The organism is Marinimicrobium sp. LS-A18 (assembly GCF_000463525.1).
Lineage (GTDB): Bacteria > Pseudomonadota > Gammaproteobacteria > Pseudomonadales > Cellvibrionaceae > Marinimicrobium > Marinimicrobium koreense.
In genome coordinates this window covers 682,213-706,335 of sequence record NZ_AWEP01000002.1, presented here as the reverse complement: position 1 = coordinate 706,335, position 24,123 = coordinate 682,213, and the positions used below count along the sequence as shown (strand labels likewise).

The window sequence follows — 24,123 nt, the reverse complement described above, 5'->3', positions numbered from 1 at the left end:
GCCAGCCGTAGGGCGGATAAGGCCGAAGGCCGCATCCGCCGTAATCCAACTCTCCGCCTCCGAATTACTTATCTCTGGATTTCGGAAACAACCGATGGAAATTCTCGGTGGTCTGCTCGGCGAGCTGTTCTACGGGAATTCCCCGAAGATCGGCGACAAACTCTGCCACTTCGCGTACGTATTGGGGTTCGTTGGATTTTCCCCGGTGCGGGACGGGCGCCAGGTATGGGGAGTCGGTTTCGACCAACAGGCGGTCGAGGGGAATCTGTTTGGCCACTTCGCGCAGGGCTTTGGCGCTGTTGAAGGTGACGATGCCGGACAGGGAGATGTAGTAGCCGAGGTCGAGGGCTTGGCTCGCCATGCCCCAGGTTTCGGTGAAGCAGTGGAGGATGCCGGCGTGTTCGGTGCTGCCGTGCTCGCGGATGAGGTCCAGGGTGTCTTCCCGGGCTTCGCGGGTGTGGACGATGATGGGCAGTCCTGCCTGGGCACCGGCTTTGAGGTGCAGGGCGAAGCTTTCCTGTTGGAGTTCTTTGGTCTGCTCGGCATAGTGGTAGTCGAGCCCGGTTTCGCCCAGGCCGATGACTTCGGGTGCCCCGCCCCACTCTACCAGCTGTTCGACGGTGGCGGTGCCGGATTCGACGTCGCAGGGGTGGACGCCGACGGAGGCGTAGACGTCGGGGTATTGGCGGGCGATGTCGACGACGGTTTCACGGTTTTCGAGGCTGACGCCGATGCACAGGAATTGCCGGATGCCCCGCTCGCGGGCGGCGTCGAGGGCGGCGTTGAGGTCGCCGTTGTAGGGTTTGAGGTCGATGCGGTCGAGGTGGCAGTGGGAGTCGGTCAGCATTGCAGTCGGTCGTAAATTCGGGTGAATGGATGTTGGGGAAGGATTGTCGCATACCAGGGGTGGGTATGTCGTGCCGGTTAATGCGGGTGGTTGGGTATGTTGGAGTTCGTTACGGCGGATGCGCGCTTCGCGCTTATCCGCCCTACGCGGGTTTATACCGCTGCGCTCCGCCGTAAATCACATGGTATGGGTCGGCCGCTCGGACTCGAGGGAGCCGGCGAGGTAGGTTTCGATTTTGTTGACGGCGGTGTTGTCCTGGTCGCTGAATTGGACGCCTATACCGGCGGCGCGGTTGCCTTGGGCGCCTTTTGGGGTGACCCAGACGACTTTGCCTGCGACGGGGATCTTTTCGGGTTCGTCCATGAGGTTGAGGAGCATGAAGACTTCATCGCCCAGTTTGTAGCTTTTGCCGGTGGGGATGAACAGGCCGCCGTTTTTGACGAAGGGCATGTAGGCCGCGTAGAGCACGGCTTTGTCTTTGATGGTGAGAGAAAGTATCCCGTTTCGGGCACCGCCAAGTGCGTGCATACTCTGCTCCGGTGTTGGATTTTGGTGAAACAGTAATGGATTCGGGTCCGGGTGTCCAGATAAGGTGCTTGCGTTGGTTGGATTTGGTAACGGCGGATGCGTCACGATCGGTAACGGCGGATGCGCTTCGCTTATCCGCCCTACGGCCGAGCGCAGCGGTATAAACCCGCGTAGGGCGGATAAGCGCGAAGCGCGCATCCGCCGTAACCCAAACTCTACGCCGCCTTCATCGCCTGCCGCATAACGACACCCCAATCGAGCAACAACTCTTCCAATAGTAGCTGTTTGTTGGGGTTGGCGCCGCTGAGCCATTGGCTTTTGACGGTGAGGAGTTTTTCCAGGTACCGGTGTAGAAGCGCCGGGGGGATGCGCTGGAATTGGTGTTGCAGGTGCTCTGGCAGCGGTTTGAAGGTGGAGACGTCGGCGCCGGCTTGCCAGCGGGCCAGATCGTAGAGCCATATCAGGAGCCATTCAATGGCTTCGCCGACGTCGCCTTTTTGCCATTGGTCGGCGAGCTGGATGGCGGTGAGTTGTTGGTCGCAGAGCTTGATGAAGTCTTTTTCGCGCTGTCGGCGTTGTTCGAGGGCGTCGCCTTCGAGTAGGGCCAGGGCGTGCAGGGGTGCGCCTCGGCCCAGTTCGAGCAGGGCTTCGGGTTCGAAGCCGCTGCCGGAGACCAGGGGGTTGAGCCAGTTCAGGACCTGGGCCTGGGGCGGGATGGCGAAGCTGCGCAGTTGGCAGCGGCTGCGGATGGTGGGCAGCACGGCGCTGGGGGTATGGCTGATGAGGATCAACACGGTGTCGTCAGCGGGCTCTTCCAGGGTTTTGAGCAGGGCGTTGGCGGAGTTGGCGTTCATGGCTTCGGCCGGCTCTAGGATGACGACTTTGTAGCCGCCCTGTTGGGCGGTGGTGCCCAGGGTCTGGGTGAGTTCGCGGATAGCGTCGATTTTGATGGCTTTGCCCGGCTCTTCCGGTTGCAGCACGGTGAGGTCGGGGTGGGTCTGGGCTTTGAGCAGGCCGCAGCTGTGGCATTTGCCGCAGGCGGTGTCTTGCTGGGGTGTCTGGCACAGGAGCCGCTGGGCGAGTGCGGTGGCCAGGTGGGCTTTGCCGATGCCTGGGGGGCCAGCGAACATCAGGGCGTGGGGCAGTTGGCCTTCGCTGATTTGGCGGTTGAGGCGTTGCCAGGGTTCTTTTTGCCAGGGGTATGGCAGGGCCGGGAAGTGTTCGGACATGGGGCGTCGGTTTCGGTTGAAGTTTGGCGGTATTGTACGCGTTCGGGTTGGTGGTTGCCCAGCGGTTGGCTTTTGGGGACTTTGTGTCTGGGGCTTCGGATGGATAGCCCCTTGCGAGACACGCCGTGAACCCATCCATGGGGCTCGACGCGCGGAGTCCCTCCGCTTACGGTCTCGCAAGGGGCTATCCATCCTCTGCGGCAGCTCATCACGTTCCGGGAACTAGCATCCTCGCCGTAGGGCGGATAAGGGCAACGCCCGCATCCGCCGAGTTACAGGTATTCATCCTGCCTGCCTTGCAGGGATTACCACGGTCGATCCACCCCAAAACGGCACCACATGGGTGCCCTAGGGTACAATGCCGACTTTTTGAACTGGGGACGGTTGTGCTTCCTGAGATTGTCTATGCCGATGATACTCTGTTGGTGGTCAATAAACCCGCGGGGTTGTTGACGGTGCCGGGGCGTGGGCCGGAGAAGCAGGATTGTCTGATCAATCGGTTGTTGGTGCCCTACCCTAATGCCCGGATTGTGCATCGGCTGGATCAGGCGACGTCGGGGTTGGTGTTGATTCCGCTGGGGTATGAGGCGCAGAAGCATTTGGCGCGGCAGTTTGAGCAGCGCTTGGTGCATAAGTGTTATACGGCGGTGGTTGGCGGGGTCATGGCGGATGAGGCCGGTGAGGTGGATTTGCCGTTGATCTGCGATTGGCCGAATCGCCCGCGACAGAAAGTTGACTATACTGACGGCAAAGCGGCGTTGACTCGCTATCGGGTTCTGCAGCGTAGCGCAGAGGCGACGCGGGTGGCTCTGGAGCCGGTTACGGGGCGGTCGCATCAGCTTCGGGTGCATATGCAGGCGCTGGGGCACCCGATTCTGGGGGATAATTTATACGCTACACCGGCGTATCTGGCCGCGTCGGATCGGCTGCTGCTCCACGCTACTACGATTGAATTTACCCATCCGCAGACCGGTTCACCCGTGTACTGTGAGTCACCGCCGGTTTTTTAGCCGGTGTTATTGCCAAAGCTTCTCCCCAAGGCAGAATCAAGACCATTTTCTAATAACACCCATATGGGTTATTGCACCTACTTATATAATGGGCCACAATTTAGCCACTAACATTTTTTTACGTTTCACCCAGTTCTCCCCTCACAGGTTTTTAAAATGAAAAAAACGCTTCTCAGCATGGCCTTGATGGCCGCTTCTGGTGCCGCTGTTGCCGGTGATTACTATAACGGTCGCCTGACCGGCATGTCCGGCGCGGGTTACGCCACTGGTGGTTACGCCGATGGCGTGGTGTACAACCCCAGCCTGGGCGCCAAATTTGATGAGCGGGACGATTTTGGTCTGGTGTTCAATGGCGGTGTGCTGGGCGAGGACGAGGACGACCTGGTCGACGGCCTTGAGGACTTGGCTGATTATCTGGATTATCTGGAAGAGCAAACCGCTGAAAGCTATTTCGGCGACATAGAATATGACCCCAACGACCCGTGGGCTGCTGAGCAGCAGGCTCGCCAACTGCTGGACGAAGAAGCCGATGAGGCTATCCGTCGTCTCGAGAACATTGCGGACAAGACCGCCAACGTAGGCGCTGGCGGCAGCTTTGTTCTATCCATTCCAAATGATCTTCTGTCATTGTCAGTAGTTGGTAAAACCAGAATTGAGGCGGCAGTGCAGACCGTGATCAATGAGGAGGATTACCAGTATATCGAGGAATCCGTTGGTCAAACCAACTTCGATCCAGCTGGACTGCAGTCTTATGGTGTAGGCCGTGGTGCAGCGGTATCCGAAGTCGGCCTGGCCATGGCCAAGAGCTTGCAGACCGGTGAGGACTCCCGCCTGCTGCTGGGTGTCACGCCCAAGTGGATGCACGTCATGACCTTTGTGTATTCCGCTACCGTGGACGATTTTGATGAGGACGATTTCGACGGTGATGAGTACACCGTGGAAACCGACGATGTGAACATCGACCTCGGCGCGACTTACCTGTGCGGCGACATGCGCTATGCTCTGACGGTATCAAACCTGATCAGCAATGAGTACGAGACCATTGTGCCCGGCGACACGCTGGAAATTAAGCCGCGTGCCACTACCGCTGTCGGTTACGAGGGTAGCTGGTTTACTGCCGAGGTGGCTGCTGACCTGAATACCAGCCCCAACTTCGCCACCGGACAGGAGACTCAGTTCGTCCGCGCTGGCGCCGAGCTGAATGCCTTTGATTGGGCACAGTTGCGGGTGGGCTTCCAGCGTGATCTGGAAGATAACGTGGAAGATACCGTATCGGTGGGTATTGGCTTCTCGCCCTTCAACGTGGTGAATGTGGATATTGCCGGCTTTACCGGTGATGGCAATACTGCCGGTGCTTCCATGCAGTTGGGCCTGCGGTTCTAAAATAGGCAGTTGATGTGTCGGATTACGCTTCGCTAATCCGACCTACGGGAACGTTGGGATCTAGAGTTGGCCTAGTAGGTCGGACCGATCCGACCTACGGGAACGCCGACCATGTAGGTCGGATTAGCGAAGCGTAATCCGACGATCCTGTGACCTACAGGCTGATTAAGACCTGTTTGATGGCCTGCTGGACCTGCTCTAGGGGTTGTCCGGCATCGACCACCGCGTAGCGGTTCGGTGCTCGGGCGGCCAATTCGTGGTACACCGCCCTCACCCGCTCGAAAAACGCCACCGCTTCTCCCTCAAACCGATCCGGCACACTGCGCTGACTGGCGCGCGCCAGGCCTTTCTCAACATCAATATCCAGAATGACCGTCAGGTCCGGGCGCAGCTCGCCCTGCACCAGGGTTTCCAACTGGGCGATGACACTCTGATCAAAGCCCCGACCGCCGCCCTGATAGGCGTAGGTCGAGTCCGTGAAGCGATCGCACAGTACCCAGGTGCCGGCCGCCAGCGCCGGCTTGATTACCTGTTCCAGATGTTGGGCCCGGGCCGCGAACACCATCAGCAATTCCGCCATCGGGTCGACGGTCTCATCACGGGGAGCCAGCAACAGGCTGCGTAACTCTTCCGCCAGGGGCGTGCCACCCGGTTCACGGGTGACCAGCACACGATGGCCCTGCCCCTCCAGCCACTGTTGGATGAAGTTGAGGTTAGTGCTCTTGCCGACACCTTCGGTGCCTTCCACGGTAATAAAGCGGCCTGGGGTCACGGGGTGATGGGTTCCTGTGGTTGTGCCATGAAATTATGTGCGGAGTTTATCATGGTTGAGCAGGTGGCATTGGACGGTGGATGACGGCCTTCGGCCTTATGCCCCCCTACGAAGCGACCTCGGGCCTCAACCGACCGTAGGGTGGCGTAAGGCCGAAGGCCGTCATCCACCAAGGATTGAACCCTCGGTGCGCGCGACCTTGTGGTAAGATGCCGGCTTTTAGTCCTAACATAAGGGTTCCACTATGAGCACCGCGTCCAAGGTCACTCTGAACACGTCGCACGGCGATATCACCATTGAACTGAACCACGAAAAGGCCCCCAAAACCGCGGCCAACTTTGCCCAGTATGCGCAGGACGGATTTTTCGATGGCACCATCTTTCACCGCGTGATCAGCAATTTCATGATTCAGGGCGGAGGTATGACGCCCGACATGCAGCAAAAGGCCACGCGCGCGCCGATTGAGAACGAAGCCGACAACGGCCTGGGCAATGCTGTGGGCAGTGTCGCCATGGCGCGCACCAACGACCCGCACAGTGCCTCCTCCCAGTTCTTCATTAACGTACAGGACAACACTTTCCTGAATCACCGCGACAAGTCCATGCAGGGCTGGGGCTACTGCGTGTTTGGTAAGGTTGTGGAAGGCATGGATGTGGTGAACAAGATCAAGGCGGTACCGACTGGCAGCAAGGCCGGGCATCAGGACGTTCCGGTTGAACCGGTTTTGATCGAGAAAGCGACCGTCAGCGAGTAAGTTCTCCCCATGACGCGGTTGTTTATTTCCGATCTGCATTTGAATGAGCGCCAACCCACCGTTACCGAAGGCTTTTTCCGCTTCCTGCGGGACCGGGCCCAGGGCGTGGAGGCGCTTTATATTCTCGGTGATTTTTTTGATGCCTGGATTGGCGACGACGACAGAAGCGAGCTGTCGACGGCGGTTGCCCAGGCACTGAGCGCGCTGGCCGAGTCCGGAACGCGCATCTACCTGATGCACGGTAACCGGGACTTTCTGATTGGCAACGAATTCGCCCGCGCCAGCGGTGCGGAGTTGTTGCCCGACCCGAGCGTCATCAATCTGTACGGGCGCCCCGCCTTGCTGATGCACGGCGACAGCCTGTGTACCCGGGATGCTGAGTATATGGCGTTCCGCCGCCGGGTGCGCTCTCCACAATGGCAGGCAGAGGTACTCTCCTTACCTCTGGACAAGCGCCGAGAGCTGGCGGCCCATATGCGCTCGCAGAGCCAGAGCATGAACAGCAACAAAGCGCAGGACATCATGGATGTGACCCCTCGAGAGGTGGAAAAAGCCATGCGCAAGGAGCGGACAGACCTTTTGATTCATGGTCACACCCATCGGCCGGCCCGCCATCCGCTGGACTTGAATGGCCAGCCGGGGGAGCGGATTGTGTTGGGGGATTGGCACGAGCGGGGGTGGTGTCTGGTGGCGCAGCCGGGGGTGTTGCAGTTGGAGTCGTGGGAGCTGTAATAGCGTAAAGTACGGTAACGGCGGATGCGGCCTTCGGCCTTATCCGCCCTACGCGACCTGCAGTGGTATCCGTTTGGATACATTCACCGGTGTTGCGCAAAAAACCTCCGTGGTATCTTTTGGGGCGCACCCACCATTATTACGGGAACTGCCATGCGATCCGTAGGGCGGATAAGCGCGGAGCGCGCATCCGCCGTTTGCCGCACCACCATCACACCAAACTCTTACTCACCACCTCGTACACATCCTTGGACAACTTCGGCTCGGCCTTGATGCGCTCCAGCTCGGCGTGCATCAATTCCTGCAGCGCCTTCGGGTACCGCTTCCAGCGGGTAAAGGGCGTCACCAACCGTGCGGCGATCTGCGGATTGACGCTGTTCAGGCGCAGAATCTGATCCCCCAGAAAGCGATACCCTGCCCCGTCGGCACGGTGGAAGTTGATCGGATTGGCATTGGTGAAGGCACCCACCAGCGCCCGGATCTTGTTCGGATTGTTGGGCTCGAACGCCGGATGCTGTTCCAGTTCGCGTACCACGTCCAGCGTATTGGCCCGACTGCTGGTTGCCTGAACCCGCAACCACTGATCCACCACCAACGGCTCGTCTTTCCAGGTCTGGTAAAAATCCGCCAACACCTGTTCCCGAACCGACTCGGCACCGGATGCCTGACTGTTGACCAACTCACCGACCGCGGCGATCGCGTCGGTCATATTGTTCGCCTGGCGATACTGTTGCTCACAGGCCGCTATCATATCCGCTTCGTTCAGGACCATCAGATAGCTGAGCGCAGCATTTTTCAGACTGCGCTCGGCAATGTCATCCGCCGTGGGCCGGTAGGGTTTGCCGTGATCGTAGGCGCGGTAAATCCGGGTCAACTCGGGCTTGAGCGCCTCGGCCAGAGCCCGTTTGACCGCAGCCCGGCTGTGGTGGATGGCCTCCACCTGAATCTCGTCCTGCTGCTCGCCCAGGTAGGCTTCCGACGGCAGGCTGAGCATCAGGGCCACCATGGCTTTGTCCAGTGAGTCATCCTGCAACAACAGACGGTTGGCTTCGATCAAGCGCTCATCAATGGTGATACCACTCAGATCTTCGCCCTTCTGATAGGCGGTCATCACATCGTCGATCACCTCAATGGCCAGTTGCTGACTGGCATCCCAGCGACAGAAACCGTCGCTGTCGCCACTCATCAGGCGCATCAGGTCATCGCGGGAATAGTCATAATGTAACTTCACCGGTGCGGAAAAACCGCGCAACAGGGACGGCACCGGCCTCTCGGGCAGTTGCTCAAATACAAAGGTGTGTTCGGCTTCCGTCAGTTCCAACACGGTGTGGGTGTTGTCGTCGGTCTCCGGGTTAGGAGTCTGCCCCTTGATTTTGAGCGGCAGTGAACCGGCAGTGCCCAACAACCCCATGGCCACCGGAATGTGGAACGGCTTCTTGTCCGGCTGTCCGGGCGTGGCGGGACAACTCTGGGCAATGGTCAGGTGGTATTCCCCGGCGTCTTCATCCCAACGGTCGGTCACGGTCAGCTTCGGTGTACCCGCCTGATCGTACCAGCGTTTGAACTGGGTCAGATCGCGACCGGATACGGCTTCCATGGCCGCCACAAAATCCTCGGTAGTAACCGCCTGGCCATCATGGCGCTCGAAGTACAGATCCGTGCCTTTGCGGAACAGCTCCGGCCCCAACAGGTTGGCCAGCATGCGCACCACTTCGTTGCCCTTCTCGTAAATGGTCAGGGTGTAGAAGTTGGAAATTTCGATGTAGGAATCCGGCCGCACCGGGTGCGCCATGGGCCCGGCGTCCTCGGCGAATTGCAGGGTGCGCAGCATGGATACATCTTCCACCCGCTTGACTGTGGGAGAGCCCATGTCCGCAGAGAAAGTCGCATCCCGATAGACGGTAAAGCCTTCTTTCAGACTCAGCTGAAACCAGTCCCGGCAAGTGACGCGGTTGCCGGACCAGTTGTGAAAATACTCGTGGGCCACGACGCCTTCAACGCGTTGAAAACCGGCGTCGGTGGTGGTTTCCGGCTTGGCCAACACGCAAGCGGTGTTGAAGATGTTGAGGCCTTTGTTCTCCATGGCGCCCATGTTGAAATCGTCTACCGCGACGATCATGAAAATATCCAGGTCGTATTCCCGCCCGTACTGCTCTTCGTCCCACCGCATGGCGTTTTTCAGGGACGTCATGGCGTGGCCGCATTTGTCGAGGTCTTTTGCTTCGACAAAAATCTTCAGCGTCACTTCGCGACCGGACATCGTGGTAAAGGTGTCTTCGATGTGCTCGAGGTTGCCCGCCACCAACGCAAACAGGTAGGCCGGTTTTTTGTGCGGATCGTGCCAGGTGGCAAAGTGGCGGCCATTATCGGCACTGCCCTGTTCGATCAGGTTGCCGTTGGAGAGCAACACCGGGAACTGTTTTTCGTCGGCCACCACGGTGGTAAAAAATTCGCTCATCACATCGGGGCGATCCAGGTACCAGGTAATCTTGCGGAAGCCTTCGGCTTCGCACTGGGTGCAGTACATGGTTCTGGAGCGGTAGAGCCCTTCGAGGGAGGTGTTGTTTTTGGGGTCGATGTCGCCGACGGTGGTCAGTTCAAATTGCTCGGGAACCTCAAGCACTGTCAGGGTTTCGTCGTCGAGGCGGTAGTCATTGTCGCTGAGTGCGCGGCCGTCGACGGCCACGGACACGAGTTCGATTTCTTGGCCGTGCAGGGTCAGGCCTTTGCCGGTTGGGGTGGCGTCGGGGTTTCGGCGCAGTGTCAGTGTGCTGGTGACGCGGGTTTTGTCGGCACCGAGGTCGAAGTGCAGTTCGGTGCGGTCGATCAGGTATTCCGGCGGCCGGTAGTCTTTCAATTGAATGGCTTTCGGTTGTGCGTCGCGTGCGGACATAAATAACTCCAAATTTTTTAAGCGTGGGGTGCCGAAATTCAGGGACCGGGCCGGTTCAGGGTGTATGGTTCCCAGACACGCCGTAAACCCATCCCTGGGGGCTCGGATCGCGGGTCCCCCGCTCTACGGTCTGGGAACCATACACCCTGAACCGTCCCTCTGCACGTTGTAGAAACCGTGGGTGCCTCACGGGCTTACGATAGCTTGGAGGCCGGAGGCGGGGTAGACCGTTCGGAGACTCTCTGAGGCATGGATGCCGATGAGAAGCCTACAGGGATGTATTCACGGCGGGTCTCCGAATGGTCTACCCCGCCTCCGGCCGGACTTCAACTTATCCTACAAGACAAAATAAAAGCGTCATTTCCACTTCAGGGGTTCATCCGCCTCGGCTACCTCGCCTTCGCCGCCGCAGTGGGTATGGGGCTTGGGTGGGATGTAGCCGGTGTGTTGCTCCGGGGGTAGATGTTTGTGTTCGTAGGCGATGACCGCCTCCATGCAATGCTGGCGTTGTTCCGGCGTTACCACCCGGCCGTCGGGCCATTTGCCCAGCTCCACGGCGCGTTTTAGGTTGTCATAGATTTCCGGGGTCAGTGAATTGAGCAGGTCTTGGTAGTTCATGGGATCGCTCTGTGTTCAGGTATTGGATGAGTATAACAAATCATCGCGCCTGGGTTTTGCTGGTCAGGATGCCCCAGGCCATGCCGGCCAGGAGGCCGCCGAGGTGGGCGCCGTTGGCGATGGAGCCGCCGATGAAGCGGTCGACAATGCCGGTAAAGCAGATCACCAGCCAGACCAGCATAAAACCGATGATACCCGACGGGACCGCCAGTATCGGATGGGGGCTGAACTTCTGGCGCATCCAGATAAAGCCGATCAGGGCGTAGACGACGCCCGACATGCCACCAAAGACCGACGGGCCGCTGGCAAATTGGGCCAGGTTGGCGGCGATGGCGGTGCCGACGAAAAACAGCAGGTAGTGACCGACACCCAGTACGGCCTCCAGGCGCCGGCCCAATTCCCAGATCCAGAGGCCGTTAAAGAGGATGTGGAAGGCGCTGAAATGCAGAAATGCGGGGGTCAGCAGGCGCCAGAGTTCGCCCCGAGCCATGGCCTCTCCCCAGTTGCCAAATTCCGGGCCGGCGCCGGTCAGGCTCAGAGGCTGGAACGTCAACCAGGGAATGAGCGTTCCGCCGAGGATGTTCATACCAATCAGGGCACCGGCGGCGCTGAGTATCAGCAGCGCGACGGTAACCGGGAACTGTCGGGGGCCGGGGCCGGTGGGCACCTCGCGACGTGGTGAGTCGTCGGTGGGGAGCTCCAGTTCGCCCTGTAACCACCGCTCGGTGAGGTCTGCCAGGGGATCGACCAGGGCGGGATCCTGGACCCAGATCTGTTGGTGGCTGCCTTCGTCGGTGATGCGGTGGATCAGGCCTCTCTGGTGGAGAAAGCGGCTGAGTTCGGTCAGGTCGCGGGTCAGGGGGAGTTGTTTGACGGGGATCCAGGTCACGGGTGGTCTCGTTGGTTGACATTTTGGTTACGGCGGATGCGCTTCGCTTATCCGCCCTACGCAGACTATTCGGTGTACGTGAAACTATATAACGACGGATGCGCTTCGCTCCGAATCGTCGGACCGATCCGCCCTACGCAAATATCCAGGTGGACATCAAATAATCTATTAGGGGTCGACGTAGGCCCAGACAAATTTTTCGGGGTTCAGTTGCGTTTCTCCGTCGAAACGGTAGGCCACCAGTCGGCCGAACTTGACCGCGCTGTAGTCCAGGCAGCCAATGTTGGATGCTATCGGTTCCGGGTGGCCTTTGAGCCAGTAGTGGCCGACGAATACGGGCTTTTCATCCGCGCCATAGGTTACCATCTGTTGCCGGTGCTCGGGGCTGATCCGCTGCTGACCGAAACCCACCGGGAGCGGATCGGGCTGGAATAACAGCTCTTCGTAGGTCTGCGCGTCCGGCGCCCAGAATTTGGTCCGAAAATGGGTTCGCTCGACCCCGTCGCTGGAAACAATGGTCATGCCTTTGGGCAAAGGCAGGTCGACACCGCTGGTGAGGCGCTGTTTGATGCGCGCGGCGTCGCTGCCCGGAATGGCGGTTTCCTGCAGAAAAGCGTCATCGAACCGGCCATCACCAAAGCGGGCCCGGTGCCGGGCGATCAACTCGGCGTCCCAACAGGCGTGTACCACCCGGAACTCCGGCCACTCGAGAAACAGTGGCAGGCGGCGGAACCAGTCCAGGTAGTGGTTCCACTCCTCCGGGTAGTCGGCAAACTGCTCCAGGGTTTCGGCCAGTTGTCGGGTGTTGCGGGGCGTGTGGGGGCGCAGGTAGTCGGCCGGGGCCTCCCCAGCGGATCCGGCTTTGGGCGTACAGTAGGCCAGCGCGTTGAACTCGTGATTGCCCAGTACCATGCGAGCGGCGCCGGCGGTCACCATGGCGCGCACCAACTGGAGCGCCTCGCGGATTCTCGGCCCACGATCAATGATATCGCCGACGAAAATAGCCTGGCGGGTGTGATGGTAATAGCCGCTTGGGCCTTGCCGGTAGCCAAGCTTGTGCAGAAGCCGCTCGAGGGTCTCGGCGCAGCCATGCACGTCGCCGATTACATCATAGCCCTGCCAATCTCCCGATAAACCTGCATCAAACGACTCTGACCCCATTGATACCTCAATCCAGCAAGTGTCCACCCCATCCCAGTTTGGAGCGACAGCGTTCGTAGAAGTTGTGGTTGACCGGGTGAATCAATTTGAGCAGTTGCGGTTTCTTGCGAATCAGCACTTCATCGCCCGGATGGGTCATAAAGTGTATCTGACCGTCACAGGTGACCTGGGGGTTGGTGTTGTTGTGCTCACCCACCAGAATTTTGATTTCGCTGTCTCCCGGCACCACCATCGGGCGGCTGCTGAGCGTGTGCGGGTTCATCGGCACCAGGCCAATGGCGTCCAGGCGCGGGTGCAGAATGGGGCCGCCGCCGCTCAACGCATAGGCAGTGGAGCCGGTGGGCGTGGAGACGATCATGCCGTCGGAGCGCTGGCTGGTGACGAAGTGGCCATCCACATAGAGCTCGAACTCCAGCATCCGGATAAACTCACCCGGGTGCAGCACCACATCATTGAGGGCATCCCCGGCGCTGACCAACTGGCCCCGGTGATAGACGCTCATATCCAGCAGAAAGCGCTGTTCTTCAACGTACTCACCGGCGAGCACTTCGCCCACTTTCTCTTCAATATCTTCCGGGGTGATATCGGTCAGGAAGCCCAGACGACCCCGGTTGACTCCCAGCAAGGGAACGCCGCTTTCAACCAGTGCCCGCGCGCCGCTGAGCATGCTGCCGTCGCCACCGACCACGATCACCAGATCACAGTGGGCACCCAGCACTTCCAGGGAGACGGTGTGGGTCGCATCCTTGACCAACTCCTGATCCGGCAGGTGCTCGGCGGTTTCCTGCTCGAGCACAAAAGCCCGCCCCCGACTCTGCAGGAAGCGGATCAGGCGCTTCAGGGAATACAGTGCCCGATCGCTGTTGCGGCGCACTATCAGGCCGATGGTGGTGAATTCGGACATTCGGATTCTCTCGTCGCGATGATCTGTTGTCAGTTATTGGACTGTCGGGGGCATCGCACCGTCGTTCGGCACCACCTGGGTGCCTTACGGGTGAGATTCGGGCTTCAGGAGGGTTCCCGACACGCCCTGCCCTCTTTTAACACATAAGGGGCCGGGTCTTCGAACTGTTCCGCCCATTGTGGGTCGCCAAACAGTGCGGGAGCGTCATTGAGGGCCTGGGCGCGATACCCCTGTTGACGCAGCAGGTGGGCCGTCGCCCGGCTACGGCGACCGGTGTCACAGTAGCACAGGTATTCCACATCCTCGGCCAGCAGACGGGATTTAATGGCCAGCAGGCTCAGTGGGATATTGACCGCCTGGGAAAGGTGTTGCGCGCTGTATTCCTCCTCGCTTCGGGTGTCCACCAATACGGCGCCGCGAGCGCGCGCCTCTGGCAGGGTGGCCAGCGGTACCGTGGGGACTTCAGGGGCCTTGAGCAAACGGTAGAAATCCTGCTTGTCCAGCACCATCAGCACGCCGTCGCTGAGCATACGGACCCGGGCGTTACGCGGGGCATCGTTGACCAGGGCGTCTTCCCCGAAGCAGCGTCCCGGGCCGATGTCGGCCAGGTGCGTCCAGCCTCCTTCGCCGTGACGATGAACCTCCGCCTCCCCTTCCTTGATGAAATAACAACAGTCACCGATTTCACCCTGGCGGATGATGGTTTCACCGGTATGGACCACTCGGGGCTTGAGGCGGTAGAAGATCTGCTCGACATTCAGAGGCGGGACCTTGAAGAACAGGTTGGAGCGCAACACCGTGGTCATCCACTCGATGTCTTCATCCAGGTCTCGCTCGCGGGCTACGTTCAGTTGCAGATAGTCCGATACCTGACTCCAGGTCAGCAGTTGGTCCAGGCGCTCACTGTCGATGCGCAGGATACTGCAGTCGGTCTCGGCAACCGCCGTCACCGGCCGGGGCTGCTGGTGGGCCAGCGGCATGAGGGTGGAGCGCCCCTTGATCCGGGTTTCCGCGCCCTGCCGGTCGGTCAAAAGGATATCACCGTGCAGCAGATAGAGGTGCTGACGGTCGTATTCTCCGGCACGAAACAGGGTTTGCCCGGCAAACGCCACTTCCGCCTGGCTGTGTGAGAGCAGGTCCCGGAGGTGGCTTTCGCTCATGTCTTTGAGCGGCACCAGGGTGCGGGTCAGAGAGAGATCAAAAGCCGGATCGGAGGTCGGCGTCTGAGGCTGCGATGACAGCATGGGTCGTTCCTTACCGATTTCGCATGATTCGCTGAGCGAATGACACATCAATGAATTAAGCAATATTGTGCGCCGTTTTCCCTACTGTGCCAAGCGCTGACCCACCACCATCTGGTGTGCTGCACAGCGATCGCTTTCGCCGGGGTGGAAGTCCGCCGGACGGGCGACCTGGGCCACAGCCTTGCCACAGCGGTGGCCGGCGTCGTCTTTGGCGGTACAGACCGGCTCCCGGGAGTGCGCCAGCCACTCTTTGTAGAGTGTGGGCACCACCCCGGCCGCCCGCGCGGCAAAGGTATCCGGATCGTCGAGGTACGCGGCCATTTCGCTGGCGGGCACGGTAAGCTGACCGACTCCCGGATGGAACGCCACAAAGCTGATGCCGGCCCGATCCAGCCGGTCGAGCAACTGCCCGCCGCCCTGCTCGAGCAGGCTCTGGTTTTCCTGGCGCAGTCGGGCGATTTCTTCCTTGAAGTTGTTTTCCTGCTGATGCCGGTAGAACAGTTCCATTTCACGCATCCCCAGCCGCTCTTCCAGTTCGGCGGTGGCATTCTGGACACGGGCTTCGAGCTCCATCTCATAGTTTTCCTGCAGCGTCTGAAGTTGCAGGTTTTCATCCGCGTGGGCGGCCTTGAGCTTATGGCTGAAGTACTCCCGCATGCCCTCGATTTTCTGGACCTGGGCATCAAAATTTTCTTTCAGAGTCTCCAGCCGCTGGGTCAACTCGCCATTCTGCTCCTGCAATTGGCGAACCTTGTCCCGATAGGCCTGGAGCCTCTGCTGGTGCTCCTGATTGAGCCCATCAATCTTGCGCGCGTGACGATTATTCAGTGTGGTGATACGAAGCCGCTGCTCCTTGAGCATCCGGGCCAGACGGTCGCGCATCTCCTGGGAGTAGTGTTCGTGCAGCGCCTTTCTGAGCTTCTGTGCCTCACGGGGCGCAATGGATTCCTCGTCCTTTGTCTCCTCGGGCTCCGGCTCGTATTTCACCAGGCCCAGGCGATTGCGGGCCACAGATTTGCGCAGCAATACAAAACTGTTCCGCCCCGGCTCCATCTGCGGGTCCCACAGATACTGCTGCTGCCAGGCCACCGGACACTGGCTGAAGCACACCAGACGAATCGGGCCGGCACCAAGATCCGGCCCGCGGGAGGCCTGCTCCACCAACTGCTGCAGCGGCAGATTCCAGCGGTTATCCACCATTCCCCGGCCATCGAAGGCGATGACGAAGAACACCAGGGCGCTGATCTGTAACTGGGGGTTGATGGTCAGATAGGCGGCTTTGGCGGTCTGGCCCGCGTAGTCGGGCACCGGCACAAAACCGTCCAGTATTGCCTCGAACTCGGTGTAAAGCATCTCCCGGGCAACCTGATCACCAGAGAAAAAGAACACCGCTTCGGTGTGTTCCGAGTTGGAATGGGCCATAGGCAAACCGGGCATCGATGACAGGGACACTACTGACAGTTAACGTCAAAATCCGCCAACACTCAAGTTGACAGGCGCATTATGCCCGCCAATTGGCAATGACTCTGTGATGTGGTCGGCAGATTAATCGGCCCGGACGGGCTCGATGAGGGAGGGATTAAAGGTCGGAATAGTCTTCTGCACCGTCATCATCGGTGTAGTCAAAGCTGTAGTCCAGCAGGTCTTCTACGTAGTCTTCCACAATCGTATCCTCTTTCGTTCGCGGCGCCTGTTCAATGGTGGAGTCCTTTCCATGCGCCGATCCGTCAGGGTTAGAGTACGATGGGGGTGTGACAGTTTCGTGATTGTGGGGATTTTTTTTGGGGCGGGGTTGGGGGTGTATTGAGTCCCCGAACGGGATTCACTCTTTGGCAGCGCTTTGCGCTGCGCGGACCGGACGGGACTCATGGGCGCCATCCATGGCGCCCACCCTTCGGGCAGCCTTCCGCTGTGCAAAACGGCTGTCCTGCCGTTTTGTCGAACCCGGAGCGCGGGTTCTCGCCCATCACATTCCACGATACATACGAAAAAGGCCCACACTTTCGTGTGGGCCTTTTTCGTATGTATGGCGGACCGGACGGGACTCGAACCCGCGACCTCCGGCGTGACAGGCCGGCATTCTAACCAACTGAACTACCGGTCCGCGCTGTCATGGCAAGGGAACGCACTTAACGAAGTGGTGGGTGGTACAGGAGTCGAACCTGTGACCTACGCCTTGTAAGGGCGCCGCTCTACCAACTGAGCTAACCACCCTCGCCATGGGCTGCGCATTCTACCGAAATCCGAACCGGTGTCAAACACTTTTGGGGAATTATTGATAAAAAAGCCAAGATATTGATTGTTGGGCATTTTTTGATCATTTTGCGGCCCGCGATTGGCCTTTTCCAGCCCCTTATAAACCGCCTTTCCCCAGCGATGTATTCCCTGTTCAAGATTTGGCGCCGAATTTTGATGCAGTTCGTTAGAAGTTAGGTCGTTGGGGGGTTAGAATGCTTGTTTGTCACCACCGATAACAACATGAGTGATATCGCCTTTGAACGCGTGCCAGCTGAAACACGGTTTTCGATTCCTCTGGCTGGGTCTGTGGCTGGTCTGGTCGCCAGCGGTCTGGGCTCAGGAGGAGGCCGCGTGGCCGGCCGCGCTGTTGTGGGCGGTGATCGGGTTGCTGCTGATGTTTCAGACGCTGCTGATCATCGGACTGCAGCGCAGCCGGCTGAACAACAAGCGGGCGCGCAATGCCCTTCGCCAGAACAAGGTGGAGCTTGAGGCCCGCATCGCTGAGCGCACCGAGAGTCTGAATCAGACCAATCAACAGTTGCAGGACGAAGTCGCCCATCACCAGGCCACCGAGATTCTGTTGCGGGAAACCCAGGACTACCTCCACAGCATCATCAATGCGATGCCGTCGGTGCTGATCGGTGTCACCCCTGACGGAACCGTGACCCACTGGAACAGCGCTGCGGAACTGGAAACCGGCCTGAATCCGGAGCAGGCGCTGGGGCGACCACTGACCGAGGTGTACCCTGCCCTGCCCATTTCCATGGAAACGATCACCCGCACCATCGAAAGCGGCGTGCCCTTCGTGAATGAAAACATTCAGGAGGGCCAGGGTAGCAACGCGCGCTATACCGACCTGAGTATCTACCCGCTGATCGCGGTTCAGGCGATTGGAGCGGTCATCCGGCTGGATGACATCACCATGCGTGTGCGCATTGAAAACATGATGATCCAGAACGAAAAAATGATGTCGCTCGGCGAACTGGCCGCCGGGATGGCGCACGAAATCAACAACCCCCTGAGCACCGTACTGCACGGCGTACAGAACATTCAGCGGCGGACCTCGCTTGAGCTTCAACAGAACCACAAGGTGGCCCAGGAGCTGGGGGTCGACCTGGAACAGCTTCACCAGTATCTGAACAAGCGCCGGGTATTCCACTTTCTGGAGGACATTCGCGAAGCCGGCGAGCGATCCATGCACATTGTCAGCAATATGCTGGAATTCTCCCGCGGCAATAACCGGGCTCATGAGCAGTTCGACCTGGTGCGCATCGTCCAGCACACACTGGAGTTGAGTGATAACACCCTCAATCTGCAAAGCAGCCAGGGGCACCGGCGCCCGGACATCATTACCGAGCTGGCTCCGGACCTGCCACCGGTGGTGGGCTCCGCGGCGGAAATCCAGCAGGTAATTCTGAATTTGCTGCGCAATGCCGTCCAGGCTTTCCAGAGCGATGAGCGCGACGAGGCACAGAGCACGGCGCCGGTCATTCATCTGCGCGCCTACCTGGAACGCGGCGCGGCGGTTCTGCAGATTGAGGACAACGGGCCGGGCATGTCCGAGGATGTGCGCCGCCACATTTTTGAACCCTTTTTCACCACCAAGGAGGTCGGTCAGGGCACGGGGCTTGGATTGTCGGTCTCCTACTTCATCATCACCGAACACCACTCGGGTACCATTGAAGTGGACTCAATGCCCGACGAGGGGACCTGCTTTACCATTCGCCTGCCCCTGGCTGATCGCACCGAACATCATCGCACATCTCACTCGCTTTCTTCGGGGTCTTCCTTATGATTCGAACACTTCCAACCCGGTCACCAGCGTCTACCACTGGCCGATCCGTGATTCCCGCTTTGCTGGCGGCACTTGCCCTGTTCCTTACCGCCTGCGCCGGCCCCAAAGTGGTACCGCCTTCCGAGGAGGAGCGCAACGAGATGGCCCGCGCGCTCCTGACCGAGGCAATCTACATCGAAGGGCTACTCTCCGAGTGCGCTGCGGTAAGCCCGGAGTTGAAGATATACGCTCAGGACTTGCGCACCATCTGGATGGAGACCCATGGCGACCTGCTCGCCGGTGCCGACACTCAATTGAACCGGGAACTGGCGGGCGAAACCCGCGACTATGCCGGCCATGCCCTGGCATTGTCGGCGGTGCGATTCCGGCACGAGCATCGGGGCCGGGCAGTGCAGGAGCTGCGACTGAACGAGCGCAGCGCCAACAACCAACGGATTGTCTGCAAGCGCCGCCTGGATGAGCTGGAGCCAACCCTGACCGAACGTCCTTACCTGACGCCCGACTCCGAGCGGGACATTCTGGTGCGGGACGCCCTGGTGGCAGATGCCGAACGGCCGGTCGCCCTGAGTGAGGTGCCCACCCTCGCCCTCGATATTCCGCGCAACCTCGCTCCGGGCCGCAGTTACCGGGAAATCGAGCGGCGCATGGCGAATACCTGCCCGAACGCCGAACTGGTGGTGATTGCCAACGAGTGGCCTCACGAAGCCTATGGCATCTACTGCGGCCAGCAGAGCCAGAGCTTTATCGTCTGTGATTGGGGTGAGTGCCAAGCGCCCTGAAAAACCGCCTCTGAACTGGTACAATCCGCCCTTTTTCCGGGGCGGATGCCCCGCTTTTCACACAGACCCGACGTTATGGCCATTCATCAAGTATTCCCCGATCAGTACGACGCCCAATTGAACCAGAAAGTGGCGCGACTGAAAGAGGATTTTGCGCGCTTCGACCTGCCCGAAATTGACGTTTTCAGCTCCCCGGAAAAGCACTACCGGCTACGTGCCGAGTTCAAGATGTGGCAGGACGATGGCCAGGTGAACTACGCCATGTATCAGCCGGGGGAATACAAAAAACCGTTTTTGATCGATGACTTTCCCGTCGCCTCCGAACAGATCAATCGGTTGATGCCCGAACTGCTGGCCGCCATCAATGCCGACCCCATACTGCGGCTGAAGCTGTTTCAGGTGGAGTTTCTGACCACCCTGTCCGGTGAAGCGCTGATCACCCTGCTCTACCACAAGCGTCTGGATGAAGCTTGGGAGGAGGCCGCCCGGGCCCTGAAAAAACAGCTGGGCGTGGACCTGATTGGTCGAAGCCGGAAACAGAAAGTGGTGATGGACCGGGACTTTGTGGTTGAGCGCCTGCAGGTGGCCGATAAGGTTTTCCAGTATCAACAGGTAGAAACCGGATTCACCCAGCCAAATGGTCGCGTCTGCGAAAAAATGCTGACCTGGGCCGTGGAGCACAGCCGGTCGTTCGGTGGTGATCTACTGGAGCTGTACTGTGGGAATGGCAATTTCACGCTGCCCCTGGCCCAGAACTTCCGCCACGTGCTGGCCACCGAGCTGGCCAAAAGTTCGCTGGCCTCCGCCGAATACAATCAGCGCCTGAACGGCGTGGACAATGTCACCCTGGTGCGGATGTCCAGTGAGGATTTTGCCCAGGCGCTGGACAAGGTCCGGCCGTTTCGCCGGTTGCGCCATGTGGATCTGGACAGCTACGCGTTCAGCACCATTTTTGTCGATCCGCCCCGGGCGGGACTGGACCCCCACACCACCCGCATTACCCAACGGTTCGACAATATTCTGTATGTGTCGTGCAACCCGGATACGCTAAAGCACAACCTGGACACTATGACCCAGACCCATCGTATCGAACATTTTGCGGTGTTTGATCAGTTCCCCTACACCCATCACCTGGAGTGCGGGGTGGTACTGCGCAAGCGATGATTGAAACGGTGGATCAATCAGAAGTTGCGGCCGCGGATGCGTTTGGCGGCGTCCACCACGGCTTTTTCGTGGAACTGCTCCTGAGTTGTGCGCTCCCGGTCATAACGGAATTTTTCTTTTTTGCTGAGCGCCTTCCAGGCATCCAGGAAGGGGATATGCTCTGTCGCCCCTTTCAGTTCGTAGAAGGCTGAGAATTCTTCCCGCACTTCATCCTCGATACCGAGACTGTCCAGCAACACGCTGATCCGGATGCTGGCCTCGGTCAGGGTAATATCGTCGGAGCCGACGGCGTGAGCGATGACCTGGATGCTTTTGTTGATGCGCTCACGCTGGGCGTCGCTCTCGGCCTGCAGCGCCGACTCCTGGGCTTTGCGGGCCTGGTTCAGTTTGTACACCTTGTACTGCAGGACGCCAGCCACAACGGCCAGAGCGACAATAATGACGGCCCCGACGATGCTCAAAATGATCCAGGTACTGCTCATGGTTTTATCCTTTCAGTCAACTATCAATTCAGACAATTCAGATTTACGATCGGCGGATCGACACGTCCGCACAGGCTCAATCCGTGGCTTTTTCGTCTTCCCGCACTGCCCCATCCTCCAGCGCCTCATCGGCGTCCATTGGTTCATCTACATCCAACAGAGTCTCGGACTCATCCGCCTCTTCCAGCTTGTCCCGAGCGATGCTCTTTTTGGTTTTGGCGCCCAACCGGCGAATGTTGTCGACCCGACGCAACAGGTTTCCTTTACCCGTCGCCAGGCGTTTGCGCGCGGTATCGAACGCCTCCTGGGTCTTACCGATGTGATTGCCCACGGTATCCAGCGCATCCAATAGCAGCACAAACTGATCGTGCAGCGCTCCGGCATCCCTGGCAATGCGCTCGGCATTCTTGTTCTGCTTTTCGTACCGCCAGATGTTTTCGACGGTGCGTAGAATGGCCAGCAAGGTGGTCGGACTGGCCAGAATGATGTGTTTGTCGTAGGCGTCACTGTACAGTTTCGGGTCCTGCTGAAGCGCGAGCATGAAGGCGGCTTCGATCGGGACAAAGATGAACACGAAATCCAGCGCCCGAACACCCTCGAGCTGCTCGTAGTCTTTTACGCTCAAGCCACGGATATGGTTGCGTAGTGACTGAATGTGTTGCCCGAGAAATCGGTCGCGCTCGTCCTGATCATCGGTGTTGCAATATTTCTCATAATCCACCAGCGAAACCTTGGCATCGATGATGATGTCCTTGTTTTCCGGTAAGCGCACGATGACATCCGGCGTGCGGCGCCCGCCATCCGCACTCGCGTAGCTGACCTGGGTTTCATACTCCCGGCCTTTCTGCAGCCCGGACTGTTCCAGCAGCCGCTCCAACACCACCTCGCCCCAATTGCCCTGGGACTTGGTATTCCCTTTGAGGGCCTGGGTCAGGTTGACGGCATCCTCACCGATTTTCAATGCCTGACGGTGCAACTGCTCAATGTGACCGGCGAGCTTGTTCCGCTCGGCATTTTCTTTTTCGTACACGTCCTCCACTTTGCGGCGGAAGTCCGTGAGCTGGGTTTTCAGCGGATCGATGGCGGTTTCCAGCAGGGATTTGCTGCTGTGGGAGAACTGCTGTTGCTTACTTTCAAAGATCCGGTTGGCCAGATTTTCGAATTCACTGGTCAGTTGCTTTTTGGCATCCTGCAGGAGGGCCACCTGGGCTTCAAACTGCTCGCGCTCCTGACCGAGCCGGGTTTCCAGCTCAGTCGCCTGCCGTCGCGCCTCGGCAAGCGCCTGGTCCCGTTGGCGCAACTCTCGCTGGGCTTCGCCCAGGTACTCGAGCTTCTCCCGGGCGGCGGCCAGCTCTTGCTGAGCCGTGTTCAGGCGCTGTCGGGTTTGCTCATGTTGATGCTGACTTTCCTGCCACTGCTGGCGTAACTCGTCTTCGCGCCGGCGCAAATCCAGCCACTGCCGCTCCAGTCGGTCACGCTCGTGGCGATGATCGGCCTGCTCCAGCGCCCAGTCGCTCTGCGCCTGCTGAAGGGTCTGCTCCAACTCCCGAGTGCGGGCCGCTACGGCGTCCTTGAGCCGCCAGTGGTAGAACAGTACAGTCAGTATCAGACCGCTCAGCAGGCCACCCGCGGCGGCCATCAGTAAAGTCACATTGGTCAGAGGCAAAGATCGTTCCCGTTATCTGGTCGGTTCCCTTGTGCAGAACCGGGGGGCAAAATACAATCGTCGCGGCGATTCTACCAAGCCTGACCGGCCCTGCCCACGACACATTCGCCGCGGTTGGCGACACCGTGAGCCCATCGGCAGGAACAATAGTCACTCCAGGAGCACAAGAACGACTGTGAAGCCAATGACCACGGACCTGTACAATGCCCGCTGATCCCCCCCCTCGCCTGTTGGTATTCGACTCCGGGGTGGGCGGCCTGAGTATTATGGCGGACATTCAGCGACTGCTTCCGCACTGCTCGGTGAGCTATGCGTCGGATAATGCCGCCTTTCCCTACGGTACGAAAAGCGAAGAGGTCCTCGTTGCGCGGGTCGATCGGGTCCTGCACCGGCTGATCGAACACAGCCGCCCCGACGTGGTGGTCGTGGCCTGCAACAGTGCCAGCACCCTGGCCCTGCCGCACATCCGGGCGCACTTTCGCGAGCCGATCGTGGGCGTGGTCCCCGCGATCAAGCCCGCTGCCCATCAATCGCGCTCCAGAGTCATAGGCTTGCTCGCCACTCCGGGGACGGTTGCCCGCTCCTATACACGGGACCTGATCCAGCAATTTGCCGCCGACTGCACGGTCATTTCGTTGGGAAGCTCCGAGCTGGTCCGGCTGGCCGAGGCTCACCTGCGCGGACAGACGCCTTCCCTGGCACAGCTTCAGGACCTGCTGTCACCCATGCTGAGCCATCCGCGCGCTCCGGAAATGGATACTCTGGTCCTTGCCTGCACGCATTTTCCGCTCCTGAAGCAGGAGTTGCAGGCCGTTGTCGGACCCGAGGTCGCACTGATTGATTCCGGGGAGGCGATCGCCCGCCGAGTGGCCTATTGGTTGACCGAGCTCGGTCGCGGGAAGTCAGCCATTGAAAGCCCGGTTCACCAGGCACTTTTTACCGCCGATGGCCCCGAGGTCGAGCGGCTCGGGCCGGCACTGGGCGAGTTTGGCATCAGCGATATCCAGGTGGTCGCCGTACCCAATAACTGACGAC

The 24,123-nt window shown here is 59.5% G+C and carries 21 protein-coding genes and 2 tRNA genes; 8 read left to right on the top strand and 15 right to left on the bottom strand.

The genetic code is table 11. The features are described from left to right. Nucleotides 1-64 precede the first annotated feature (64 nt). The 3 genes from N645_RS0103080 to N645_RS16550 all read right to left on the bottom strand — a co-directional run bounded on the left by N645_RS0103080 (nucleotide 65) and on the right by N645_RS16550 (nucleotide 2,604). Complete coding sequence (locus N645_RS0103080) at nucleotides 65-847, bottom strand: TatD family hydrolase (protein ID WP_024460046.1); 783 nt, start codon at nucleotides 845-847, stop codon at nucleotides 65-67. 177 nt (nucleotides 848-1,024) lie between these two features. Further along, the gene (locus tag N645_RS0103075) at nucleotides 1,025-1,375 is read right to left on the bottom strand and encodes a PilZ domain-containing protein (protein WP_024460045.1); all 351 of its coding nucleotides are present in this window, start codon (nucleotides 1,373-1,375) and stop codon (nucleotides 1,025-1,027) included. A gap of 215 nt (nucleotides 1,376-1,590) precedes the next feature. Then, complete coding sequence (locus tag N645_RS16550; RefSeq protein WP_036159830.1) at nucleotides 1,591-2,604, bottom strand: DNA polymerase III subunit delta'; 1,014 nt, start codon at nucleotides 2,602-2,604, stop codon at nucleotides 1,591-1,593. Nucleotides 2,605-2,990: 386 nt separating this feature from the next. Between N645_RS16550 and N645_RS0103050 the strand changes: the two genes are divergently transcribed. Further along, a complete protein-coding gene (locus N645_RS0103050; protein ID WP_024460042.1) occupies nucleotides 2,991-3,614 on the top strand; it encodes a pseudouridine synthase in 624 nt (207 codons plus the stop codon). Nucleotides 3,615-3,770: 156 nt separating this feature from the next. After that, a complete protein-coding gene (gene traF / locus N645_RS0103045; protein ID WP_024460041.1) occupies nucleotides 3,771-4,997 on the top strand; it encodes a conjugal transfer protein TraF in 1,227 nt (408 codons plus the stop codon). A gap of 154 nt (nucleotides 4,998-5,151) precedes the next feature. On the opposite strand, the gene tmk is transcribed toward traF, so the two are convergent. Beyond that, nucleotides 5,152-5,769: a dTMP kinase gene (tmk, locus tag N645_RS0103040; RefSeq protein ID WP_024460040.1), complete on the bottom strand. Its 618-nt coding sequence runs from the start codon at nucleotides 5,767-5,769 to the stop codon at nucleotides 5,152-5,154. 244 nt (nucleotides 5,770-6,013) lie between these two features. On the opposite strand from tmk, the gene N645_RS0103035 reads away from it, so the two are divergent. Both N645_RS0103035 and lpxH read left to right on the top strand, forming a co-directional pair. Next, a complete protein-coding gene (locus N645_RS0103035) occupies nucleotides 6,014-6,523 on the top strand; it encodes a peptidylprolyl isomerase (protein ID WP_024460039.1) in 510 nt (169 codons plus the stop codon). Nucleotides 6,524-6,532: 9 nt separating this feature from the next. Continuing rightward, on the top strand, nucleotides 6,533-7,255 hold the full coding sequence (gene lpxH / locus N645_RS0103030) for a UDP-2,3-diacylglucosamine diphosphatase (RefSeq protein WP_024460038.1): 723 nt from the start codon (nucleotides 6,533-6,535) through the stop codon (nucleotides 7,253-7,255). A 211-nt stretch (nucleotides 7,256-7,466) separates the two neighbouring features. On the opposite strand, the gene pepN is transcribed toward lpxH, so the two are convergent. The 9 genes from pepN to N645_RS0102980 form a co-directional block, all read right to left on the bottom strand. Then, complete coding sequence (pepN, locus tag N645_RS0103025) at nucleotides 7,467-10,148, bottom strand: aminopeptidase N (RefSeq protein ID WP_024460037.1); 2,682 nt, start codon at nucleotides 10,146-10,148, stop codon at nucleotides 7,467-7,469. Nucleotides 10,149-10,505: 357 nt separating this feature from the next. Beyond that, nucleotides 10,506-10,766 carry a YeaC family protein gene (locus N645_RS0103020; RefSeq protein ID WP_024460036.1) on the bottom strand — a complete coding sequence of 87 codons (261 nt, stop codon included), beginning with the start codon at nucleotides 10,764-10,766 and terminating at the stop codon, nucleotides 10,506-10,508. A gap of 40 nt (nucleotides 10,767-10,806) precedes the next feature. After that, nucleotides 10,807-11,655: a rhomboid family intramembrane serine protease gene (locus tag N645_RS0103015; protein WP_024460035.1), complete on the bottom strand. Its 849-nt coding sequence runs from the start codon at nucleotides 11,653-11,655 to the stop codon at nucleotides 10,807-10,809. Between the two features lie 168 nt (nucleotides 11,656-11,823). Further along, nucleotides 11,824-12,816: a metallophosphoesterase gene (locus N645_RS0103010; protein ID WP_024460034.1), complete on the bottom strand. Its 993-nt coding sequence runs from the start codon at nucleotides 12,814-12,816 to the stop codon at nucleotides 11,824-11,826. A 7-nt stretch (nucleotides 12,817-12,823) separates the two neighbouring features. Continuing rightward, nucleotides 12,824-13,720 (bottom strand): NAD(+) kinase, encoded by an 897-nt coding sequence (locus tag N645_RS0103005; RefSeq protein WP_024460033.1) that lies wholly within the window; start codon nucleotides 13,718-13,720, stop codon nucleotides 12,824-12,826. 104 nt (nucleotides 13,721-13,824) lie between these two features. Next, a complete protein-coding gene (locus N645_RS0103000) occupies nucleotides 13,825-14,964 on the bottom strand; it encodes a cyclic nucleotide-binding domain-containing protein (protein ID WP_024460032.1) in 1,140 nt (379 codons plus the stop codon). Nucleotides 14,965-15,045: 81 nt separating this feature from the next. Then, complete coding sequence (locus N645_RS0102995) at nucleotides 15,046-16,386, bottom strand: hypothetical protein (protein ID WP_024460031.1); 1,341 nt, start codon at nucleotides 16,384-16,386, stop codon at nucleotides 15,046-15,048. A 605-nt stretch (nucleotides 16,387-16,991) separates the two neighbouring features. Continuing rightward, a tRNA-Asp gene (locus tag N645_RS0102985) sits at nucleotides 16,992-17,068 on the bottom strand. Between the two features lie 34 nt (nucleotides 17,069-17,102). Then, nucleotides 17,103-17,178: transfer RNA gene (locus N645_RS0102980), tRNA-Val, on the bottom strand. Nucleotides 17,179-17,458: 280 nt separating this feature from the next. On the opposite strand from N645_RS0102980, the gene N645_RS16540 reads away from it, so the two are divergent. The 3 genes from N645_RS16540 to trmA all read left to right on the top strand — a co-directional run bounded on the left by N645_RS16540 (nucleotide 17,459) and on the right by trmA (nucleotide 20,940). After that, nucleotides 17,459-18,997, top strand: coding sequence for a nitrogen regulation protein NR(II) (locus N645_RS16540; protein ID WP_024460030.1), 1,539 nt, complete (start codon nucleotides 17,459-17,461; stop codon nucleotides 18,995-18,997). Next, complete coding sequence (locus tag N645_RS0102970) at nucleotides 18,994-19,776, top strand: hypothetical protein (protein WP_123637257.1); 783 nt, start codon at nucleotides 18,994-18,996, stop codon at nucleotides 19,774-19,776. The genes N645_RS16540 and N645_RS0102970 overlap by 4 nt, the downstream gene beginning before the upstream one ends. Before the next feature lie 75 nt (nucleotides 19,777-19,851). Then, nucleotides 19,852-20,940, top strand: a complete 1,089-nt coding sequence (gene trmA, locus N645_RS0102965; protein WP_024460028.1) for a tRNA (uridine(54)-C5)-methyltransferase TrmA — start codon at nucleotides 19,852-19,854, stop codon at nucleotides 20,938-20,940. A 17-nt stretch (nucleotides 20,941-20,957) separates the two neighbouring features. Here trmA and N645_RS16535 read toward each other — a convergent pair whose 3' ends face one another. Beyond that, complete coding sequence (locus N645_RS16535) at nucleotides 20,958-21,422, bottom strand: DUF2489 domain-containing protein (protein WP_024460027.1); 465 nt, start codon at nucleotides 21,420-21,422, stop codon at nucleotides 20,958-20,960. 76 nt (nucleotides 21,423-21,498) lie between these two features. After that, nucleotides 21,499-23,088 carry a DNA recombination protein RmuC gene (rmuC, locus tag N645_RS0102955; RefSeq protein ID WP_238559188.1) on the bottom strand — a complete coding sequence of 530 codons (1,590 nt, stop codon included), beginning with the start codon at nucleotides 23,086-23,088 and terminating at the stop codon, nucleotides 21,499-21,501. A gap of 203 nt (nucleotides 23,089-23,291) precedes the next feature. Here rmuC and murI point away from each other — a divergent pair, with 203 nt between their 5' ends. After that, entirely contained in the window at nucleotides 23,292-24,119 is an 828-nt protein-coding gene (murI, locus tag N645_RS0102950) for a glutamate racemase (RefSeq protein ID WP_024460025.1), read from the top strand. Nucleotides 24,120-24,123 lie beyond the last annotated feature (4 nt).